The organism is Bradyrhizobium sp. CCBAU 11386 (assembly GCF_028128955.1).
Classification (GTDB): domain Bacteria; phylum Pseudomonadota; class Alphaproteobacteria; order Rhizobiales; family Xanthobacteraceae; genus Bradyrhizobium.
Genome location: NZ_LBKA01000230.1, coordinates 1 through 17,831, shown reverse-complemented (window position 1 = coordinate 17,831; position 17,831 = coordinate 1). Strand labels below are relative to the sequence as shown.

Genomic DNA, 17,831 nt, shown 5'->3' with positions numbered 1-17,831 from the left:
GCCTCACGCCCCCTCGAACTGCAGCCTCGCGAGCCTCGCATAAAGCCCGTTCGCAGCCACGAGCTCGGCATGCGTGCCCTGCTCGACGATCCTGCCCTGGTCCATCACCAGGATGCGGTCGCAGGAGAGCACGGTCGCCAGGCGATGCGCGATCACCAGCGTGGTGCGGTGGCGCATCAGCTCTTCCAGCGCGGTCTGGACCAGCGTCTCGCTTTCGGCATCGAGCGCGGAGGTGGCCTCGTCAAGCAGCAGCAGCGGCGCATCGCGCAGGATCGCACGCGCGATCGCGATGCGCTGGCGCTGGCCGCCGGACAGCGTCACGCCGCGCTCGCCGAGCGGGGTGTCGAAACCTTCGGGCAGGCGGCGGATGAATTCGGCGGCATGCGCGAGCTCGGCGGCGCGCTCGACCTCGGCATCGGTCGCATCGGGCCGGCCGAAGCGGATGTTCTCGCGGGCACTCGCGGCGAACACGTTCGATTCCTGCGGCACCAGCGCGATGCGGGAGCGGAAATCACGCGGATCGGCGGACCTGACCGGCACGCCGTCGAGCGAGATCGCGCCGCTGCGCGGATCGTAGAAGCGCAGCAGCAGATGGAAGATCGTGCTCTTGCCGGCGCCTGACGGACCGACGATCGCGACCTTCTCGCCGGGGCGCACGGTGAACGACACGGCGTCGAGCACCTTGACATCGAGCCGCGCCGGATAGGCGAAGCTGACCTGGTCGAACCCGACCTCGCCGCGCGCCGGCACCGGCAGCGCGCGCGGTGACGCGGGCGCCTTGATGTCTGGCTGCACATGCAGGATCTCGAACAGGCGCTCGGCAGCGCCGGACGCCGCCGAGACCTCGCCCCAGACCTCGCTGAGCTGGCCGAGGCCCGCGGCCGCGAACGCGGCATAGAGCACGAACTGGCCGAGCCGGCCCGGCGAGATCGCGCCGGTCAGCACATCATGCGAGCCGATCCAGAGGATCGCGACCACGCTTGCGAACACGATGAAGATGATGATGGCGGTGAGCACGGCGCGCGCCTGCGTCGAGGTGCGCGCGGCCTCATAGGCCTGCTCGACCTCGCCGCCGAACCGCTTCTCGGCAAACCGCTCGCTGGTATAGGCCTGCACGGTGCGGATCGCGCCGACGAGCTCGCCCGCATAGGCGGAGGCCTCGGCCAGCGTGTCCTGCGCATTGCGCGACAGACGCCGCACCCACCGCCCGAAGGCGACCAGCGGCAGCACGATCAGGGGAATGGCCAGCAGCACGAAGCCCGACAGCTTCGGGCTGGTGATCACCATCATCGCCGCGGCGCCGAAGAACATCATCAGGTTGCGCAGCGCGATCGACACCGAGGCGCCGACGGCGGATTTGATCTGGGTGGTGTCGGCGGTGAGCCGCGAGATCAGCTCGCCGCTGCGCGCGGAATCGAAGAAGGCGGGCGAGAGCGACAGCAGATGCGCGAAGACGTCGCGCCTGAGGTCGGCGACGATGCGCTCGCCGATCGTCATCACGAGGTAGTAGCGCGCGGCGCTCGCCAGCGCGAGCACGGCGACGACCGCGATCATCACCGAGAAGTAGCTGTTGATCAGCTCGATGCCCTCAGGCGTCAGGCCGAAATCGATCATCCGGCGCACCGCGACCGGCACCAGCAGCGTCGTCAGCGCGGCGATCGTGAGCGCGACGAAGGCCAGCGCGGCCCGGCCGCGATAGCGATTCACATAGGGCGCGAGCGCGAGCAGCGGCCGCAGCTTCGCGCGGCTCTTGGCGGGCTGCTCGATCAGCTCGGCCTCGATCGACGGGGCCTCAAGCGGCGCGGCATCGCGCTCGTCGCGGTACTGGTCGTCAAGCCGTTCCACAGCGCTCATGAGATCGGACCCAGGGAGACAGATGTGATCCACATAGGCCGGTGCGGGGGGAGTGGCAAATCCGGGATGTCCCTTAGGGGACGGCCCGGTTCTCCTTTGCCCACAATGGCTTGTTTTGAAGGGTCCTCTGGGGTATAGAGCCGGCCAAATCCGTCATTCGATAGCCACTCAAGCAAGGCGCCGGGCGCCGAGGAATTGCCATGAAAGCCGAAATTCATCCGAACTATCATACGATTAAGGTCGTGATGACCGACGGAACCGAGTACCTGACCCGCTCCACCTGGGGCAAGGAAGGCGACACCCTGAACCTCGATATCGACCCGAAGTCGCACCCGGCCTGGACCGGCGGCAACGCCCAGATCATGGACCGCGGCGGCCGCGTCTCGCGCTTCCAGAAGAAGTTCTCGGGCTTCCTCAAGAAGGATTGATCCGGCCGTTTCGGCCGCGACGGAAAACGCCCCCGGGAAACCGGGGGCGTTTTTGTTTGTGGTCGCTGTTACGTTGCCATCAGCCCCGTCATCCTGAGGCGCGAGCCATGCGACGCAACGCGTCGCGTGGAGAGCCTCGAAGGATGAACGGCCGAGATGCAGCAGCCGGGCCGTCGCCCTTCGAGGGCCGCTGAAGAAGCGGCCACCTCCAGCGACAACGGCTTCGCCGTTGCGCGGGGTGACGGTTCAATGAAGTGCGCGGATTGGAGCTTACCGCTCGAACGCGGCCTTCAGTGCGTTGAGATGCGGCACCAGCGGGTTGCCGATCGCGATGTGCTCGGCCGGCGGGGTGTGGATGGTGGTGTCGAGGCGGCGGACGCGGGTCTGCAGGCTCATCGAGCGATGGATCAAATCCTGGAGCTGCAAGGGCAGCTTCTCGATGGTGTCGGCGGGGCCCGGATCGGCCGCGCTGAGCTTGACCTTGGTCTTCTCGCGGTTGGCCTGAACCAGCGTCATCTCGCCTTCCTTCACCGCGCGGTGCAGCAGCAGCCAGGAGGCGAGCTGCATCAGGCGGGTGGTGAGGCGCATGCTCTCGGTCGCATAGGTGAGGCTGACGGCGCGATCGAGTGCCTTGGCCTCGGTGCGGCCGGCACCGTCGAGATAGGCGGCGGTCTCTTCGACGAGATCCATGCCCTCGCGGAACAGCGTGCCGAACGCCGCAGAATTGGTGAACCGCTCGCTGAGTTGAACGAGAGCGCCGTCGGCCTGCAAACGTTCCATGGTTAACGCCCCTTACGCAACTGTTTACCTGTCCGGCTTTGCGCCGGCTTATGATGAACAAATCATTGCGCGGGCGGGACGCGGAGTCCAGCGACAAGCACGGATATGGTTTCCGCGGGTCTTTCCTCGGAATTCAACCGCAACGAGACGCAAAAAAGAGCCGCCGGAAGACCGGCGGCTTTGAAAGTTGATAACAGGGAGGCGTCAAACAGAGTGGACAGGAGCCACTCGGTGTCCAAACGAGGACAGTTCCAGTCATAAAGCCGAAAGCTTAATTGACGGTAAACGAGCTAATCTTTTGAGAGTTCGTTAGCCATGTCGGTCAGTGGCCGAGTGCACTGCGGAACAAAACCCTCTCCGTCGCCCCGGCGAAGGCCGGGGCCCATAACCACAGGGTGGAGTTGTCGGGCAAACTGGTAACCCCGAGTCTTCGCCAAACCACTCCCTGTGGCTATGGATCCCGGATCAGCGCTCCGCTTCGCTGCGCTTGTCCGGGACGACAGCAATTGTGTGGCCGCTACGACTTGAAAATACTGTTCGCCGCATCGCGCGACGCGCGCTTTTTGGTGGCGGCTTCTTCCAGCCTTGCGATCTCGGTCTTGAGCAGGGCGACGCGCTCGGTCAGTTCCTCCACGGACAACAGTGAGAGATCCTGTCCGATTTCGTGCGTGATCTTCTTGCGCGGGCGGTCGTCGTCTTCCGTCGCCATGATCGTTCCTCCTGCGTTCGCGCCGGTAACAGGTACACGGCTGAGGCGGTTGCCAGCTTGGACCGCGCTGGCTAAGCAATGGCCTCGTTCCTCCCGCACCTTTGCTCAAGGATACATCATGGACAAGCTGCCCGCGCAAATGACCGTGGTCGCCATCTCCAAGCCCGGCGGACCGGAGGTGCTGGTGCCTGAACAACGGGCCCTGCCGCAGCCCGGTCCCGACGAGATCCTGGTCAAGGTGCAGGCCGCCGGCGTCAACCGGCCCGACGTGGCGCAGCGCTCCGGCGCCTATCCGCCGCCGCCCGGCGCCAGCGACCTGCCGGGCCTCGAGATCGCGGGTGAAGTGGTCGCCGTCGGCAGCAATGCCAAGCGGCACAAGATCGGTGACAAGGTGATGTCGCTGGTCGCCGGCGGGGGCTATGCGCAGTACTGCATCGCCCAGGACGCCCAGGCGATGAGCGTGCCGCCGGCGCTGTCGATCAAGGAAGCCGGCGCATTGCCGGAAACCCTGATGACGGTCTGGCACAACGTGTTCGAGCGCGGCGGCCTCAAGGCCGGCGAGACGCTGCTGATCCATGGCGGCTCCTCCGGCATCGGCACCATGGCGATCCAGCTTGCGAAGGCGTTCGGCGCGAAGGTGTTCGTCACCGTCGGTTCGCAGGACAAGGTCGATGCCTGCCACAAGCTCGGGGCCGACCGCGCCATCAATTACAAGACCGAAGACTTCGTCGCCGTGGTGAAGGCGGAGACCGGCAATGCCGGCGTCAACCTGATCCTCGACATGGTCGCCGGCGAGTATGTAGACCGCAACTACGACGCCGCCGCGGTCGACGGCCGCATCGTCCAGATCGCGACCCTCAACGGCCCCAAGGTCAGCGTCAACATCGCCAAGGTCATGGTCAAGCGCCTGACCCATACCGGCTCGACGCTGCGCCCCCGTAGTAATGCGGACAAGGCGGCGATGGTGGCCGCGATCGAGGCGAAAGTGATGCCGCTTCTGCGCGAAGGCCGGGTCAAACCGGTGATGGACAGCGCTTTCCCGCTGGAAAAGGCGGCCGATGCCCACCGGCGCATGGAGACGAGCGCACATATTGGCAAAATTGTGTTGGAGGCCTAGGCCTCTGACCCACAGGGGACGCCGGAAACCCTTTGATTTTCCTTGCTTTCGTGGCATCTATCGCGACGCACCGAACCAATTCCGTCCGGTCTGAAATCGCCTTGCACACGAAGTTTGCGTCGAACGCGGAGAACTGACCTTGCGTCTGATCAGGTGCCTCGCGCCCATCGCGCTGGGCCTCATGATTGTTGTCGCCGCGCTCCCGGCGCGCGCGCTCGACGCCGTCAGCGTCCGCGGTGACGCGCCCGCGATCGACCTCACCGGCGTGCTCGAGCATCAGCGCAGCGATGCCGACCGCATCCAGGTCTCGACCGCGCCCGGCACCGACGGCATCGTCCGCCGCATCGAGGTGCGCGCCCGCGAGGGCGGCCAGAACTGGGTGGTGTTCGCGCTCGCCAACAACACCGACGACCAGCTCGACCGCCTGATCGTCGCCCCGCATTACCGCATCGTCTCGTCAGGACTGCTGTGGCCCGACCTCGGGCTGTCGCGCATCGCGACCATCACGCCCTCGACCGGAGACCGGCCGGAGCGGCAGGAAAGCCCGACCGCCGACGTCTTCCGCGTCACGCTCGACCCCGGCGCCGTCATCACCTTCGTCGCCGAGTTGCGCACCGACAAGCTGCCGCAGCTTTATCTGTGGGAGCCGGAGGCCTACAAGGACAAGGTCAACTCGTTCACGCTCTACCAGGGCATCGTGATCGGCATTTCGGGGCTCCTGGCTCTCGTCCTCACCATCCTGTTCGTCGTCAAGGGCAGCATCATGTTCCCGGCGGCCGCGGCGCTGGCCTGGGCGGTGCTGGTCTATATCGGGGTCGATTTCGGCTTCTGGGGCAAGGTGCTCGACATGTCGAACAACGCCGAGCGCATCTGGCGCGCGGCGGGTGAAGCTATCCTGGCGGCGACGCTTCTGGTGTTTCTGTTCGCCTATCTCAACCTCAGTCGATGGCATGTGCGCTATTCGCACATCACGGTGGGCTGGCTGGCCTTCCTCGGCTCGCTGGTCGCACTCGCGCTGTTCGACCCGGCGGTGGCCTCCGGCATCGCGCGCATCTCGCTGGTGCTGATCGCCTTCGCCGGCTTCGCGCTGATCGTCTATCTCTCCACCCACGGCTTCGACCGCGCGGTGCTGTTGATCCCGACCTGGTTCCTTCTCGTGGTCTGGGTGGTCGCGGCCGGCATGACGGTGGCCGGCTCCGTCACCAACGACATCGTCGGCCCGGCGCTGCTCGGCGGCCTCGTGCTGATCGTGATGCTGATCGGCTTCACGGTGATGCAGCACGCCTTCGCCGGCGGCGGCGCCACCACCGGCGTCGTCTCCGACATCGAGCGGCGCGCACTGGCGCTCGCCGGTTCCGGCGATTTGATCTGGGACTGGGACGTTTCCGCCGACAAGGTCTTCACCAGCCCAGAGACCGAAGCCCTGCTCGGCCTCAAGCGCGGCACGCTGGAAGGCCCGGCGGCATCGTGGCTGGAAGTGCTGCATCCGCTCGACCAGGACCGTTTCCGCGCCGCGCTCGACAGCGTGCTCGACCAGCGCCGCGGCCGCCTGGTGCAGGATTTTCGCCTACGCACGCCCGACGGCCACTTCATGTGGTTCGCGCTGAAGGCGCGGCCGGTGGTCGGCTCCGACGGCGAGGTCTCGCGCGTGGTCGGCACGCTCACCGACGTCACCGAGCTGCGCAACGCCGAGGAGCGCCTGCTGCACGATTCCGTGCATGACAACCTCACCGGCCTGCCCAACCGCAAGCTGTTCATGGACCGGTTAGGTGCGGTCGCGCATTTCGCCAAGACCATGCCGACGCTGCGGCCGACGCTGATGGTGATCGACCTCGACCGCTTCAAGCAGGTCAACGATTCCGTCGGCATCGCGGTCGGCGATTCCATCCTGCTGACGCTGGCCCGCCGCCTCACCCGCATCCTGAAACCGCAGGACACGCTGGCGCGGCTCGCCGGCGACCAGTTCGGCCTGATCCTGCTCTCGGAGCAGGATCCCGCCCGCATCACCGCCTTCGCCGAGACCATCCGCAAGACCATCCGCGCGCCGATCGCCTTCAACGAGCGCGAGATCTTTCTCACCGCCTCGATCGGGCTCGCGCTTTCTGATCCTCAGACGCAATTGACGGACGAGATCATCAAGGATGCCGAGCTGGCGATGTATCACTCCAAGCGCATCGGCGGCGACCGCATCGACGTCTACAAGCCGGCGATGCGCGCGCGAAAGACCGACCGCCTGACGCTGGAGAGCGAGCTGCGCCGCGCCATCGAGCGGCAGGAGCTCACCATCCTCTACCAGCCGATCGTGCGGCTGGAGGACCGCTCCGTCGCGGGCTTCGAGGCGCTGGCGCGCTGGGACCACCCCAAGCTCGGACGCATGGCGCCGTCGGAATTCATCACCATCGCCGAAGAGACCGGCCTGATCGTCGACCTCGGCATGTTCGTGCTCGACCAGACCGCAAAGCAGCTCTCGGTGTGGCAGCGCGCGATGCGCTCGCGCGAGCCGATCTTCGCCTCCGTCAACGTCTCCTCGCGGCAATTGCTGCGCCATGACCTGATCCACGACATCCGCACGGTGCTGTCGCGCTCCTCGGTGGCGCGCGGCACGCTGAAGCTGGAATTGACGGAATCGCTGGTGATGGAGAACCCGGAGCACGCGGCGCAGATGCTGACGCGGATCCGCGAGCTCGGCACCGGGCTGTCGCTCGACGATTTCGGCACCGGCCATTCCTCGCTGGCCTATCTTCAGCGCTTCCCGTTCGACACCATCAAGATCGACCAGTCGTTCGTGCGCACCACCAACCGCGGCACCCGTCCGGTGATCCTGAAGTCGATCATCGCGCTCGCGCACGATCTCGGCATGGACGTGGTCGCCGAAGGCGCCGAGACCGACTCCGACGCGGTCGAGCTCTACCAGATGGGCTGCGAATACGCGCAGGGCTTTGCCTTCGGCGAGCCGATGGACGCGGACGCGGCGATGCGCCTGCTGACGGAAGTGCGGCTGGAAGCGGCGAGCTGATCGCTCTTAGCTTACCCTCCCCTGGAGGGTGGACAGCGTCGCGCGCCGCTAGCGCCTCCGGTCGTTCTTCTTCTTCTTCTTCGTGAACCTGACGCTCGCGCCGTCCGGCATCCGTGTCGCCACGAACCCGGCCGCGAGGCAGGCCTCGCGCTGCGGCATCTGGATGTCGGGGCTGCGCAGGCTGTCCCACCATGAGGCGCGGTTCGCCGCGCGCGGCAGGGCCGCGCCGATGATCTCCTCGATCTGTTCAAAGCTCAGCACGAATTCGTCCTGCTTCTGCCGCAGCAGATAGTCGCGCAACGCGTCGTAGTCGTTCACCGTCGTCCTCTCGTCCGAAGCCGGATTTGCCCGATCAGGCCTGCCCAAAACCGTGAGCCGCATAAACCGTTTCTTAACTCATTGCGGCAGTGCCGTCCTACCTTAAACACTACTCAAGCTTTCGGGCGCATCCACTAGGACCGGGAGCAAACGATGCTGTCTGGATGGCGCGAAGTCATGGCCCGCCGGCCGTGGCGGATTTCTGTGAAATTGCTGATCGTCTCGTCCGTCGTGACGGTGATCGGCTTTTCCGCCATTTGCGTCAACGTCATGCTCGACATGCGCCGCGGCGAGGAGGCGCTCGCCCGCCAGACGCTGGAAAACCTGGCGACGACCATCGAGTCCGACATTAGCCGCAACATCGAGATCTACGACCTGTCGCTGAAGGCGGTCGCCAACAACATGCTGCTGCCCGAGCTTGCCACGGTCTCCAAGGCGATCCGCCACCTCATCCTGTTCGACCACGCGACCACGGCACGGCATTTCGGCGCCATCCAGGTGTTCGATGCCGACGGCAGGCTGACCATCGACGCTTCCACGCTCGATCCCCTGCCGGAGGTCAGGAGCGAGGAGGATTACTTCAGGGTTCACCGCGAAAATCCCGGAGCCGGGCTCTTCATCAGCCGGCCGATGCTGTTCCGCGGCGCCTATTCCATCGTGCTCAGCCGACGCATCAGCGACACCGACGGCGGCTTCCTCGGCGTCGTCGCCGGCTCGATCCGCTTCAGCTATTTCCACGAATTGTTCGAGCGTCTGAGCCTCGACCCTGAAGACACCATCACCGTGCTCAGGCGCGACCGCACCATCATCATGCGGCGGCCGTTCGATCTCGATGTGATCGGCAAGAACCTCGCCGAGTGGCCGGCCTGGAAGGCCGACAATCTGAAGGTCGGCGGCGCATTCTCGGGACAGGGACCGGTCGACGCGACCCCGCGGCTCTATGTCCGCAGCGGCGGGAGCAATCCGCTGTTCGTGGTGGCGGGCAAGCCCCTGAGCGCCGTGTTCGCATTGTGGCAGAAGGAAGCTTATCGCATAGGCGCCGTGGTGCTGGCGCTTGCGCTGTTCGTGCTGGGATCGACGCTCGTGCTCGCACGCGAGATCGGCCGGCGCGCCGAGGCCGAGCGCAAGCTCGAGGAGATGGCGACGACGGACGCGCTCACCGGCCTGAAGAACCGCCGAAAGTTCGATTCCGTCATCGACGTTGAATGGCGGCGCGCGATGCGCCAGAAGACGCCGCTCGCGCTCTTGATGATCGATGCCGATCACTTCAAGGCCTACAACGACACGTTCGGCCACCAGGCCGGCGACCAGGTGCTGGTCGGCATCGCCATCTGCATCTCCGATTCGGTGAGCCGCGCCGGCGACTGCGCCGCGCGCTATGGCGGCGAGGAATTCGCCGTGCTGCTGCCGAACACCTCGGCCACCGACGCCTTCAGGATCGCCGAGGCGATCCGCTGCAAGGTGCAGGGCTGGTCCGACGATGCGGCGACGTCGACGGTCTCCTGCGGCATCGCCAGCCTCGTCCCCGCCGCCGGCATGGACTGGTCGATCCTGGTCGCCGCCGCCGACAAGGCGCTCTATGCCGCCAAAGCCGGCGGCCGCGACCAGTCCGTGGTCGCGAGCTTGCCGAAGCTGTCGCTGGTGGCGTGATCTAGGTCGTCATTGCGGCGAGCAGCGCGCCAAATACTCAGTGTCGTCCCGGCGAAGGCCGGGACCCATAACCACAGGGAGTGGTTTGGCGAAGACTTGCGGTTCGGTACGCCTGCCGAACGCGATCAATAGATCACGCGGTATGGGTCCCGGCGTTCGCCGGGACGACAGCGAGAATTACTGCCCCAGATACTTCTTCATCTCCGCGATCAGTCCGTCGCGCAATTCCGGGCGCTTCAGGCCGTAGGCGATGTTGGCGCGGAGGAAGCCGGGCTTGGAGCCGCAATCATGGCGCTCGCCCTCGAACTCGACGCCGTAGAATTTCTGCGACCTGGCGAGGCCGATCATGGCGTCGGTGAGCTGGATCTCGCCGCCGGCGCCGCGCTCCTGGGTCTCCAGGATCTTGAAGATCTCCGGCTGGAGGATGTAGCGGCCGGTGATGGAGAGGTTGGAGGGCGCGGTGCCCTTGGCCGGCTTCTCGACCATGCCGTCGACCTCGAACATCTTGCCGGTGCGCTTGCCGACGCCGCAGATGCCGTATTGATGGGTGAGATGGTCGGGCACCGCCTCGACCGCGATCAGGTTGGATTTCTCGCCCAGCAAGGACGCAGTCTCGATCATCTGCTTCAGGCAGCCGGGCGTGTTGAGCACGAGCTCGTCGGGCAGCACGACCGCGAACGGCTCGTTGCCGACGATGTCGCGCGCGCACCAGACCGCGTGGCCGAGGCCGAGCGGCGCCTGCTGGCGGGTGAAGCTGACGGCGCCGGCTTCCGGCTGGTTCTGCGCCAGGATCTCCTGCTCGGCCTTCTTGCTGCGCGCAGCCAGCGTCGCGTCGAGCTCGAACATCTTGTCGAAATGATCTTCGATGACATTCTTGTTGCGGCCGGTGACGAAGATGAAGTGCTCGATGCCGGCTTCCCTCGCCTCGTCATAGACGTACTGGATCAGCGGCTTGTCGACGATGGTCAGCATTTCCTTCGGCATCGCCTTGGTGGCGGGCAGAACGCGGGTGCCGAGGCCGGCGACGGGGAATACGGCTTTGCGAATTTTCATGGGATCGATCGAATACCTGAGGACGTGAACGGAGCAATGTGATCTTGCTAGCTTGTTTGCAGCCGCTAACAAAGGCGGATGTGGGGCCTCGCCCTCACAGAGTTGAGAAGAAAAAGGCCGACACCAAAATTTCATCTTTGTTAGGCTATTGGCAACCGCAACCGGGCCTCCTGATGGCGGATTTTTGGCCGGACAGGTGGGACATGATGCAATCAGTGGCAGGGCTGGCAAAACGTGCTGGATCCGTGACCAGCGGAGCGTTGGTTGCAGCTGCCTTGCTGCTGCCGGCTTGCGCGCAGGCCCAGGCGCAGAACGGCCTGTCGAACCTGTTCGGCGGCATTTTCTCGGGCTCGAATCCGGCGCCTGCGCAAGCCCCGCCAGGCCCCGGCGGCGCGCAAACAGGAGCCCAACCTTGGAGCGGCGAGGACGGCGCCTCCGGCCATCCGCTGATGACGGCGGCGGCGATCCGCGAGGCCGCCGGCAATTTCGACAATTGCGTTGCAGGGATGTGGCCCGATGCCGCACGGCGCGGCATCACCCAGGAAAATTTTCAACGCTTCACCGCAGGGCTCGCGCCCGACCTGCGCATCATGGACCTGATGGACTCGCAACCGGAGTTCACCAAGTCGATCTGGGACTATCTCGACATCCTCGTGAACGACAACCGGCTCGCCAAGGGCCGCGAGGTGCTCGCCAAGTACAAGGCGCAGTTCGATGCCACCGAAAAGGCCACTGGCGTCGATCGATACATCATTGCCTCGATCTGGGGCATCGAGTCCAATTACTCGACGCAGATGGGCGATCGCAGCGTGCTGCAATCCACTGCGACGCTCGCCTGCATCGGCCGCCGCCAGGCCTATTTCAAGGACGAATTCCTCTCCGCGCTGGAGATCCTCAACCGCGGCGATCTGCGCCCTGAGCAGATGCGCGGCTCCTGGGCCGGCGCCTTCGGCCCGACCCAGTTCATGCCGACCGCGTTCAAGCGCTTTGCCGTGGACGGCGATGGCGACGGACGGCGCGACGTCGTCGACAATCCCACCGACCTGATCGCGTCCACCGCCAACAACCTGAAGAAGGACGGCTGGCAGGCCGGCCAGACCTGGGGCTTTGAGGTCGTGGTGCCCCAGGGATTCAACTACATGTTGGCCGACCGCGCCAAGGCGATGACGATCGCGCAATGGGAAAAGCTCGGCCTCAAGCGCCCGGCCAGCCAGCCCTTCCCGCATCCGGCGGAGAAAGCCTATCTGCTGGCGCCGGCGGGCGCGCAAGGTCCGGGCTTCCTGATGCTCCAGAACTACCGGGTCATCATGAAGTACAACCCGGCCGAGGCCTATGCGCTGGCGATCGGCCATTTCGCCGACCGCCTGCGCGGCGGTCAGCCCTTCGTGCAGCCCTGGCCGCGGCAGGAACGGGAGCTGGCGCGCACCGAGCGGCTGGAACTCCAGCAGCTGCTGGCCCAGCGCGGCTTCTACAAGGGCACCCCGGACGGCCAGTTCGGCGGCCAGACCCGGGAGGCGCTGCGCAACTTCCAGGCCTCGATCGGGGTCCCCGCCGACGGTTTTGCCTCTTCCGACGTGCTGGAACGGCTGCGCGGGCGGTAGAATCGCGCCGAAAGTAACCCTGAACGGGGATTTTGCCTGCCGGCCTTGACGGGAGCGGCTGTTCCCCGGTGTATGGCCAAAGAATCTGCAACGGAATCTGCCCGTTTGGCGCCTGATTCCGTTATTATATCGAGCCACTTCCAGACCCCGTTGCGCGTGCCCGAGATCGCATGTCGAAGAAGTCCCTGTTCAAGGCGCTGACCGAGACCGGCCCGTTGATCGCGCTGGGGACGGCGCTTGCGATTCTGGTGTCGGTCGCAGGACCCGCCTCGGCGCAGTTCTTCAACTTCCCCGGCTTCGGCGGCCCGCCGCAGCGCTCGGCGCCGCCGCCGCAACCGCGTAGCGGCGGAGGTGGCGGCGGCTGGTTCGGCGGCGACTTCTTCGCGCCGTTCCAGCAGCAACAGCCGCAGGCGCCGCGCCAGGATTTCTCGCGCGCGCCGGCACCTAGCAAGCGCGACACCATTCCCGACAAGAACGTGCTGGTGATCGGCGATGCCATGGCCGACTGGCTCGCCTACGGCCTGGAAGACGCCTACAGCGAGCAGCCCGACATGGGCGTGATCCGCAAGCACAAGACCACGTCCGGCCTGATCAAGTACCAGCCGAAGGGCGAACCTTCGGACTGGGCGGCTGCCGCCAAGGGCATCCTCGAGACCGAGAAGCCCGAAATCATCGTCGTCATGCTCGGCCTCAACGACCGCATCGCCATCCGCGAGCCCGTCGCAGACAAGCCGGCAGACAAAGACAAGAAGAACGAGAAGAACGACAAGGGTGCGCGCGCCAAGCCGCAGGGCAAGCCGGGCGATACAAAACCCAACAGCCCCGACACCGCCGTCAAGCCGGACGACAAGCCGGCGGATACCGACCTGCCGCAGGATGACGCCGACAACGCCGACGCGCCGCAGATCACGGCTCCCGAGAAGACCGCGCGCAACCCGAACGGCCTCTACGAATTCCGCGACGACCGCTGGGTCGAGCTCTACGGCAAGAAGATCGAGGAGCTGGCCAACGTCCTGAAAGCCAAGGGCGTGCCGGTGCTCTGGGTCGGCCTGCCCGCGATCCGCGGCCCGAAGGGCACGGCGGACATGCTGTTCCTGGATTCGCTCTATCGCGAGGGCGCGGCCAAGGCCGGCATCACCTATGTCGATGTCTGGGACGGCTTTGTCGACGAAGCCGGCCGCTTCCTCCAGAAGGGCCCGGACTTCGAGGGCCAGATCCGTCAGCTCCGCACCTATGACGGCGTCTTCTTCACCAAGCCCGGCGCGCGCAAGCTGGCTCACTATGTCGAGCGCGAGATCACGCGCCTGCTCGCCGGCCGCTCCGGCCCGATCGCGCTGCCGAGCGAGCCGGCAACGCCCGACACCAGCGTCGAGCCCGGCAAGCCCGCACCACGGCCGCTCGCCGGTCCGATCGTGCCGCTGGTTGCCGCCTCGATCTCGACCGACCAATTGCTGGGCGGTCCGGGCTCGCGCCCTGCCGCCGTCGATGCGCTCGCTGCGAAGACGATGGTGAAGGGCGAGCCGCTGGCGGCCCCCGCAGGCCGCGCCGACGATTATGCCTGGCCGCGCCGCGAAGTCGGCCGCGAGCAGGCCAAGGGCGATACGCCGATGGCAGCGACGACGCCTGACGGCAGCGCTACTGCTCCCGGCACGCCGGGTGCGGCCGCCGCGATCGCGCCGCCGAAACTCGCACCGAAGAAGCCGCCGGTGGTGCAGCAGCCGGCCCAGGCGACGCCGTCGTTCCGTGATTTCTTCGGCTTCGGCTCGCCGCAGCCAGCGCCGCGTCAGCTGGCGCCGGCGCCAGGGCCGCGCAATCCAGCTCAAAACCCCGCGATCCCGCGTCCGCCGGGCAATGTCGGGCGAGCGGCGGAAGTCCGGTAATCCTTGCTCTAAATTAAGGTGTCATTCCGGGGCGCGCCTCTTGGCGCGAACAATGGTGCGCAATTGCGCACCTGAGAATCTATTCATCGACATTGATGGTGGCACCATGGATTCTCAGGTGCGCAATTGCGCACCATAGCTCGCGCTTCGCGCGCCCCGGATGACGGCGCGGTTTCTAGCCGTAATAGCGCCAGCGCGGCGGCGGGCGGCGAGCGGGCCGTGACATCAACAGCGCGAGCGCGAAGCCTATGCAGCCAGCGACGAGCAGCGAGCCAAGCGGATAGTCCTGCACCTTGCGCGCAATCGCCTGCGAGCCATCGCGAAACGTGTCGCCGCTGTTGTCGTAGGCATCCTTGGCGTAGCCGGCCGCAACCTCGCCGGCGTCACGCACGGCGTCCTTGGCCTGACCGTAGAGATTCTGCACGGTGCCGGCGGCCTCGCGCGCCTTGCCCGATGCTTCCGTCTGCGCATCGCCCGTCAGATCTCCGACTGCGCCTTCCGCGCGGCCAGCGAATTCCTTGGCCGATCCGACAATTCGATCCTTGTCCATGTGGTCCTCCTCGGGGGTCAGCCGGAGTAACCGATCAGGCGCAGCGCAGTTCCAACGGATTAGGAAAGTGTAGCCCGGGTGAGCGCAGCGATACCCGGGAGCGGTGCTAGCAAAGTCCCGGATGTCGCTTTGCTCATCCGGGCTACAAGATCAGCCCGCCATCGACGACCAGCGTCTGGCCGATGATGTAGGACGACAGCGGCGAGGCCAGGAACAGCGCCGCGCCCGCCATGTCAGCCGGCGTGCCCAATCGCCGCAGTGGAATGCGCGCCAGCGCATCTTCGAGCCGCTTGGGATTGTCGGTCGTGACCTTCGTCATCTTGGTGTCGACGAGGCCGGGCGCGATGCCGTTGACGCGAATGCCGTCCTCGGCCCAGGCCTCGCCGAGCGTGCGCGTCAATCCGACCGCGCCGGTCTTCGACGCGTTGTAGGCGGGGTTGCCCATGGTGGAATGATAGGCCGCGGTCGACGACACCATGATCAGCGCGCCCTTCGCATCCCGCAACATGGAATGAAACCGCGTCGCACAGGCCATCAGGCTCATCAAATTGACCTCGACGACCTTGCGGAAACCGCTCATCTCGAACTCGCCACGGCGATAGATCACCGCGCCCTGGGCCAGCACCAGGATGTCGAGCCGATCGAAGGACGGCTTGAAGGCTTCGATCGCGCCGGCATCGCTGACGTCGAGCTGCGCGTAAGCAAGACCGGCGAGATCGGAGCCATCCTCCGCCGAATATTCCGCAGGCTGAGCACGCGTACCGCAGACCGCGACATGCGCGCCCCTGGCGCGGAAGGCCTGTGCGATGCCGTTACCGATGCCGCTGGAGCCGCCGACGACCAGCACCTGCTTGCCTGTGAAATCGAGCTCGTTCGCCATCGCGACCTCCCTTTTGTCTTGCTTGTTTGACCTGTCTGCGGATCGATGCCAGCCTTGTCAATCTCATAACAAGAAACAACAGGACGCGAGGAAACAGCATGCCCGAGTTCAAGCAGCTCAGCCGGTCCGTGAAGGGCCTGACCGCTCTCGTCACCGGCGCGGCCAGCGGCATGGGGCGCGCGACGGCGCGCGTGTTCGCCGCCGAGGGCGCGAATGTCGCGGTGACCGATTACGACGAGCAAGGCGCGATCGCCGTCGCGAAGGAGATCGCAGCGAGCGGCGGGTCGGCGAAGGCCTGGACGCTCGACGTCGCCGATGGCGGCGAGATCAACCGCGTGGTCAATGACGTTGCAGCGCATTTCGGCGGGCTCGACATCATCGTCAACAATGCCGGCATCTCCGTGCGCGTCGCGATCGATGACGAGACATACGAAGATGCCTGGGCCAAGGGCATCGCGGTGATGCTGACGGCGCATCCGCGCATCATCCGCGCCGCGCTGCCATATCTGCGCAAGTCGAACAGCCCGCGCATCGTCAACATCGCCTCGACTGAGGCGCTCGGCGCCACAGCATTGCACAGCCCCTATTCGGCGGCGAAGGGCGGCGTGGCAAGCCTGACCCGCTCGCTCGCGGTCGAGCTCGGCCGCGAAGGCATTACCGTCAACTGCATCTGCCCGGGCCCGATCCGCACCGCCATCACCGACCGCATCTCGGAGGAGCACAAGACCATCTACGCCAGGCGCCGCACTGCGCTTGGCCGCTACGGCGACCCTGAAGAGGTCGCGCATATGACGCTGAGCCTGTGCCTGCCGGCCGCGTCGTTCCTGACTGGCGCGGTGATCCCTGTCGACGGCGGCCTGATGGCCCGCAACGCGTAAGAGCCATCCCGGGCTACGGGCTGCCATGCGCGGCAAGCGTTGACATCTGCGGTTGCGGGAGTAGCTTTTTTGCCAACAGAGCGGGAGCAACCGCTCGCGGTCCGCGGGAGAGAACGTCATGACGATCGCCATCCGGCAGCTTCAGACACATTTTGTGGGCGAGGTTTCCGGCCTCGATTTGCGAAAGCCGCTCACGCCGGATGAGGCCCGCGAGGTCGAGGCCGCCATGGACAAATACGCGGTGCTCGTTTTCCACGACCAGGACATCACCGACGAGCAGCAGATGGCTTTCGCGCTGAATTTCGGCCAGCGCGAGGACGCGCGTGGCGGCACGGTCACCAAGGAGAAGGACTACCGGCTGCAATCCGGCCTGAACGACGTCTCCAATCTCGGCAAGGACGGCAAGCCGCTGGCCAAGGACAGCCGTACGCACCTGTTCAACCTCGGCAATTGCCTCTGGCATTCCGACAGCTCGTTCCGTCCGATCGCGGCCAAATTCTCGCTGCTGTCGGCGCGCGTCGTGAACCCGAAGGGCGGCAACACCGAATTCGCCGACATGCGCGCGGCCTATGACGCGCTCGACGATGAGACCAAGGCGGAGATCGAGGACCTCGTCTGCGAGCACTCGCTGATGTATTCGCGCGGCTCGCTCGGCTTCACCGAGTACACCGACGAAGAGAAGCAGATGTTCAAGCCGGTGCTGCAACGCCTGGTGCGCACCCATCCCGTCCACCGCCGCAAGTCGCTGTATCTCTCGTCACATGCCGGCAAGATCGTCGGCATGAGCGTGCCGGAGGGACGGCTGCTGTTGCGTGACCTCAACGAGCACGCGACGCAGCCGGAATTCGTGTACGTCCACAAATGGAAGCTGCATGACCTCGTGATGTGGGACAACCGCCAAACCATGCACCGCGTCCGCCGCTACGACCAGTCCCAGCCCCGCGACATGCGCCGCGCAACGGTGGCGGGGACGGAGCCGACGGTGCAGCAGCAGGCGGCGGAGTAGGCCGAACATTCCGCCGTCGTCCCGGACAAGCGCAGCGCAGATCTACCGTCTTGTCTGTCAAGGGGGCCGATCGGCTGTAAGTGTGCGGCATCGTGCTCGGCAGTCAAGGCG

General features: G+C 65.9%; 15 protein-coding genes. 8 read left to right on the top strand and 7 right to left on the bottom strand.

Annotated features, from left to right (window positions below; genetic code table 11):
- Window positions 1-3 precede the first annotated feature (3 nt).
- Entirely contained in the window at window positions 4-1,854 is a 1,851-nt protein-coding gene (locus tag XI09_RS22120) for an ABC transporter ATP-binding protein/permease (protein WP_271568733.1), read from the bottom strand.
- Between the two features lie 200 nt (window positions 1,855-2,054).
- On the opposite strand from XI09_RS22120, the gene rpmE reads away from it, so the two are divergent.
- A complete protein-coding gene (gene rpmE, locus XI09_RS22115; RefSeq protein WP_025034016.1) occupies window positions 2,055-2,282 on the top strand; it encodes a 50S ribosomal protein L31 in 228 nt (75 codons plus the stop codon).
- Between the two features lie 270 nt (window positions 2,283-2,552).
- On the opposite strand, the gene rcdA is transcribed toward rpmE, so the two are convergent.
- Together rcdA and XI09_RS22105 are read right to left on the bottom strand one after the other, a co-directional pair.
- On the bottom strand, window positions 2,553-3,062 hold the full coding sequence (rcdA, locus tag XI09_RS22110; protein ID WP_027544193.1) for a protease adaptor protein RcdA: 510 nt from the start codon (window positions 3,060-3,062) through the stop codon (window positions 2,553-2,555).
- Between the two features lie 517 nt (window positions 3,063-3,579).
- A complete protein-coding gene (locus XI09_RS22105) occupies window positions 3,580-3,771 on the bottom strand; it encodes a DUF1192 domain-containing protein (RefSeq protein ID WP_060909150.1) in 192 nt (63 codons plus the stop codon).
- A gap of 118 nt (window positions 3,772-3,889) precedes the next feature.
- Between XI09_RS22105 and XI09_RS22100 the strand changes: the two genes are divergently transcribed.
- Window positions 3,890-4,888: an NAD(P)H-quinone oxidoreductase gene (locus XI09_RS22100; RefSeq protein WP_271568732.1), complete on the top strand. Its 999-nt coding sequence runs from the start codon at window positions 3,890-3,892 to the stop codon at window positions 4,886-4,888.
- A 139-nt stretch (window positions 4,889-5,027) separates the two neighbouring features.
- Window positions 5,028-7,904 carry an EAL domain-containing protein gene (locus XI09_RS22095; RefSeq protein ID WP_177234399.1) on the top strand — a complete coding sequence of 959 codons (2,877 nt, stop codon included), beginning with the start codon at window positions 5,028-5,030 and terminating at the stop codon, window positions 7,902-7,904.
- A 48-nt stretch (window positions 7,905-7,952) separates the two neighbouring features.
- On the opposite strand, the gene XI09_RS22090 is transcribed toward XI09_RS22095, so the two are convergent.
- Window positions 7,953-8,222, bottom strand: coding sequence for a DUF7662 domain-containing protein (locus XI09_RS22090; protein ID WP_271568731.1), 270 nt, complete (start codon window positions 8,220-8,222; stop codon window positions 7,953-7,955).
- Window positions 8,223-8,375: 153 nt separating this feature from the next.
- On the opposite strand from XI09_RS22090, the gene XI09_RS22085 reads away from it, so the two are divergent.
- Window positions 8,376-9,872, top strand: coding sequence for a sensor domain-containing diguanylate cyclase (locus tag XI09_RS22085; RefSeq protein ID WP_271568730.1), 1,497 nt, complete (start codon window positions 8,376-8,378; stop codon window positions 9,870-9,872).
- A 177-nt stretch (window positions 9,873-10,049) separates the two neighbouring features.
- Here XI09_RS22085 and XI09_RS22080 read toward each other — a convergent pair whose 3' ends face one another.
- Window positions 10,050-10,925: a UTP--glucose-1-phosphate uridylyltransferase gene (locus XI09_RS22080; RefSeq protein ID WP_271568729.1), complete on the bottom strand. Its 876-nt coding sequence runs from the start codon at window positions 10,923-10,925 to the stop codon at window positions 10,050-10,052.
- Between the two features lie 206 nt (window positions 10,926-11,131).
- On the opposite strand from XI09_RS22080, the gene XI09_RS22075 reads away from it, so the two are divergent.
- Window positions 11,132-12,526 carry a lytic murein transglycosylase gene (locus XI09_RS22075; protein WP_442869613.1) on the top strand — a complete coding sequence of 465 codons (1,395 nt, stop codon included), beginning with the start codon at window positions 11,132-11,134 and terminating at the stop codon, window positions 12,524-12,526.
- A gap of 170 nt (window positions 12,527-12,696) precedes the next feature.
- A complete protein-coding gene (locus XI09_RS22070; RefSeq protein ID WP_271568727.1) occupies window positions 12,697-14,406 on the top strand; it encodes an SGNH/GDSL hydrolase family protein in 1,710 nt (569 codons plus the stop codon).
- Between the two features lie 175 nt (window positions 14,407-14,581).
- Here the strand turns inward: XI09_RS22070 and XI09_RS22065 are convergent, their stop codons facing one another.
- Both XI09_RS22065 and XI09_RS22060 read right to left on the bottom strand, forming a co-directional pair.
- Window positions 14,582-14,956 (bottom strand): CsbD family protein, encoded by a 375-nt coding sequence (locus XI09_RS22065; RefSeq protein WP_271568726.1) that lies wholly within the window; start codon window positions 14,954-14,956, stop codon window positions 14,582-14,584.
- A 142-nt stretch (window positions 14,957-15,098) separates the two neighbouring features.
- Window positions 15,099-15,836: an SDR family NAD(P)-dependent oxidoreductase gene (locus XI09_RS22060; protein WP_271568725.1), complete on the bottom strand. Its 738-nt coding sequence runs from the start codon at window positions 15,834-15,836 to the stop codon at window positions 15,099-15,101.
- A 98-nt stretch (window positions 15,837-15,934) separates the two neighbouring features.
- Here XI09_RS22060 and XI09_RS22055 point away from each other — a divergent pair, with 98 nt between their 5' ends.
- Window positions 15,935-16,714, top strand: coding sequence for an SDR family NAD(P)-dependent oxidoreductase (locus tag XI09_RS22055; RefSeq protein ID WP_271568724.1), 780 nt, complete (start codon window positions 15,935-15,937; stop codon window positions 16,712-16,714).
- A gap of 118 nt (window positions 16,715-16,832) precedes the next feature.
- A complete protein-coding gene (locus XI09_RS22050; protein WP_271568723.1) occupies window positions 16,833-17,720 on the top strand; it encodes a TauD/TfdA dioxygenase family protein in 888 nt (295 codons plus the stop codon).
- Window positions 17,721-17,831 lie beyond the last annotated feature (111 nt).

Excerpts from the sequence above, each read along its gene's own strand:
- XI09_RS22070 (WP_271568727.1), top strand. The coding sequence starts at position 12,697 with ATGTCGAAGAAGTCCCTGTTCAAGGCGCTGACCGAGACCGGCCCGTTG.
- rcdA (WP_027544193.1), bottom strand. The coding sequence starts at position 3,062 with ATGGAACGTTTGCAGGCCGACGGCGCTCTCGTTCAACTCAGCGAGCGG.
- XI09_RS22120 (WP_271568733.1), bottom strand. The coding sequence starts at position 1,854 with ATGAGCGCTGTGGAACGGCTTGACGACCAGTACCGCGACGAGCGCGAT.
- XI09_RS22075 (WP_442869613.1), top strand. The coding sequence starts at position 11,132 with ATGCAATCAGTGGCAGGGCTGGCAAAACGTGCTGGATCCGTGACCAGC.
- XI09_RS22060 (WP_271568725.1), bottom strand. The coding sequence starts at position 15,836 with ATGGCGAACGAGCTCGATTTCACAGGCAAGCAGGTGCTGGTCGTCGGC.
- XI09_RS22100 (WP_271568732.1), top strand. The coding sequence starts at position 3,890 with ATGGACAAGCTGCCCGCGCAAATGACCGTGGTCGCCATCTCCAAGCCC.
- XI09_RS22105 (WP_060909150.1), bottom strand. The coding sequence starts at position 3,771 with ATGGCGACGGAAGACGACGACCGCCCGCGCAAGAAGATCACGCACGAA.
- XI09_RS22065 (WP_271568726.1), bottom strand. The coding sequence starts at position 14,956 with ATGGACAAGGATCGAATTGTCGGATCGGCCAAGGAATTCGCTGGCCGC.
- XI09_RS22055 (WP_271568724.1), top strand. The coding sequence starts at position 15,935 with ATGCCCGAGTTCAAGCAGCTCAGCCGGTCCGTGAAGGGCCTGACCGCT.
- rpmE (WP_025034016.1), top strand. The coding sequence starts at position 2,055 with ATGAAAGCCGAAATTCATCCGAACTATCATACGATTAAGGTCGTGATG.
- XI09_RS22080 (WP_271568729.1), bottom strand. The coding sequence starts at position 10,925 with ATGAAAATTCGCAAAGCCGTATTCCCCGTCGCCGGCCTCGGCACCCGC.
- XI09_RS22050 (WP_271568723.1), top strand. The coding sequence starts at position 16,833 with ATGACGATCGCCATCCGGCAGCTTCAGACACATTTTGTGGGCGAGGTT.
- XI09_RS22085 (WP_271568730.1), top strand. The coding sequence starts at position 8,376 with ATGCTGTCTGGATGGCGCGAAGTCATGGCCCGCCGGCCGTGGCGGATT.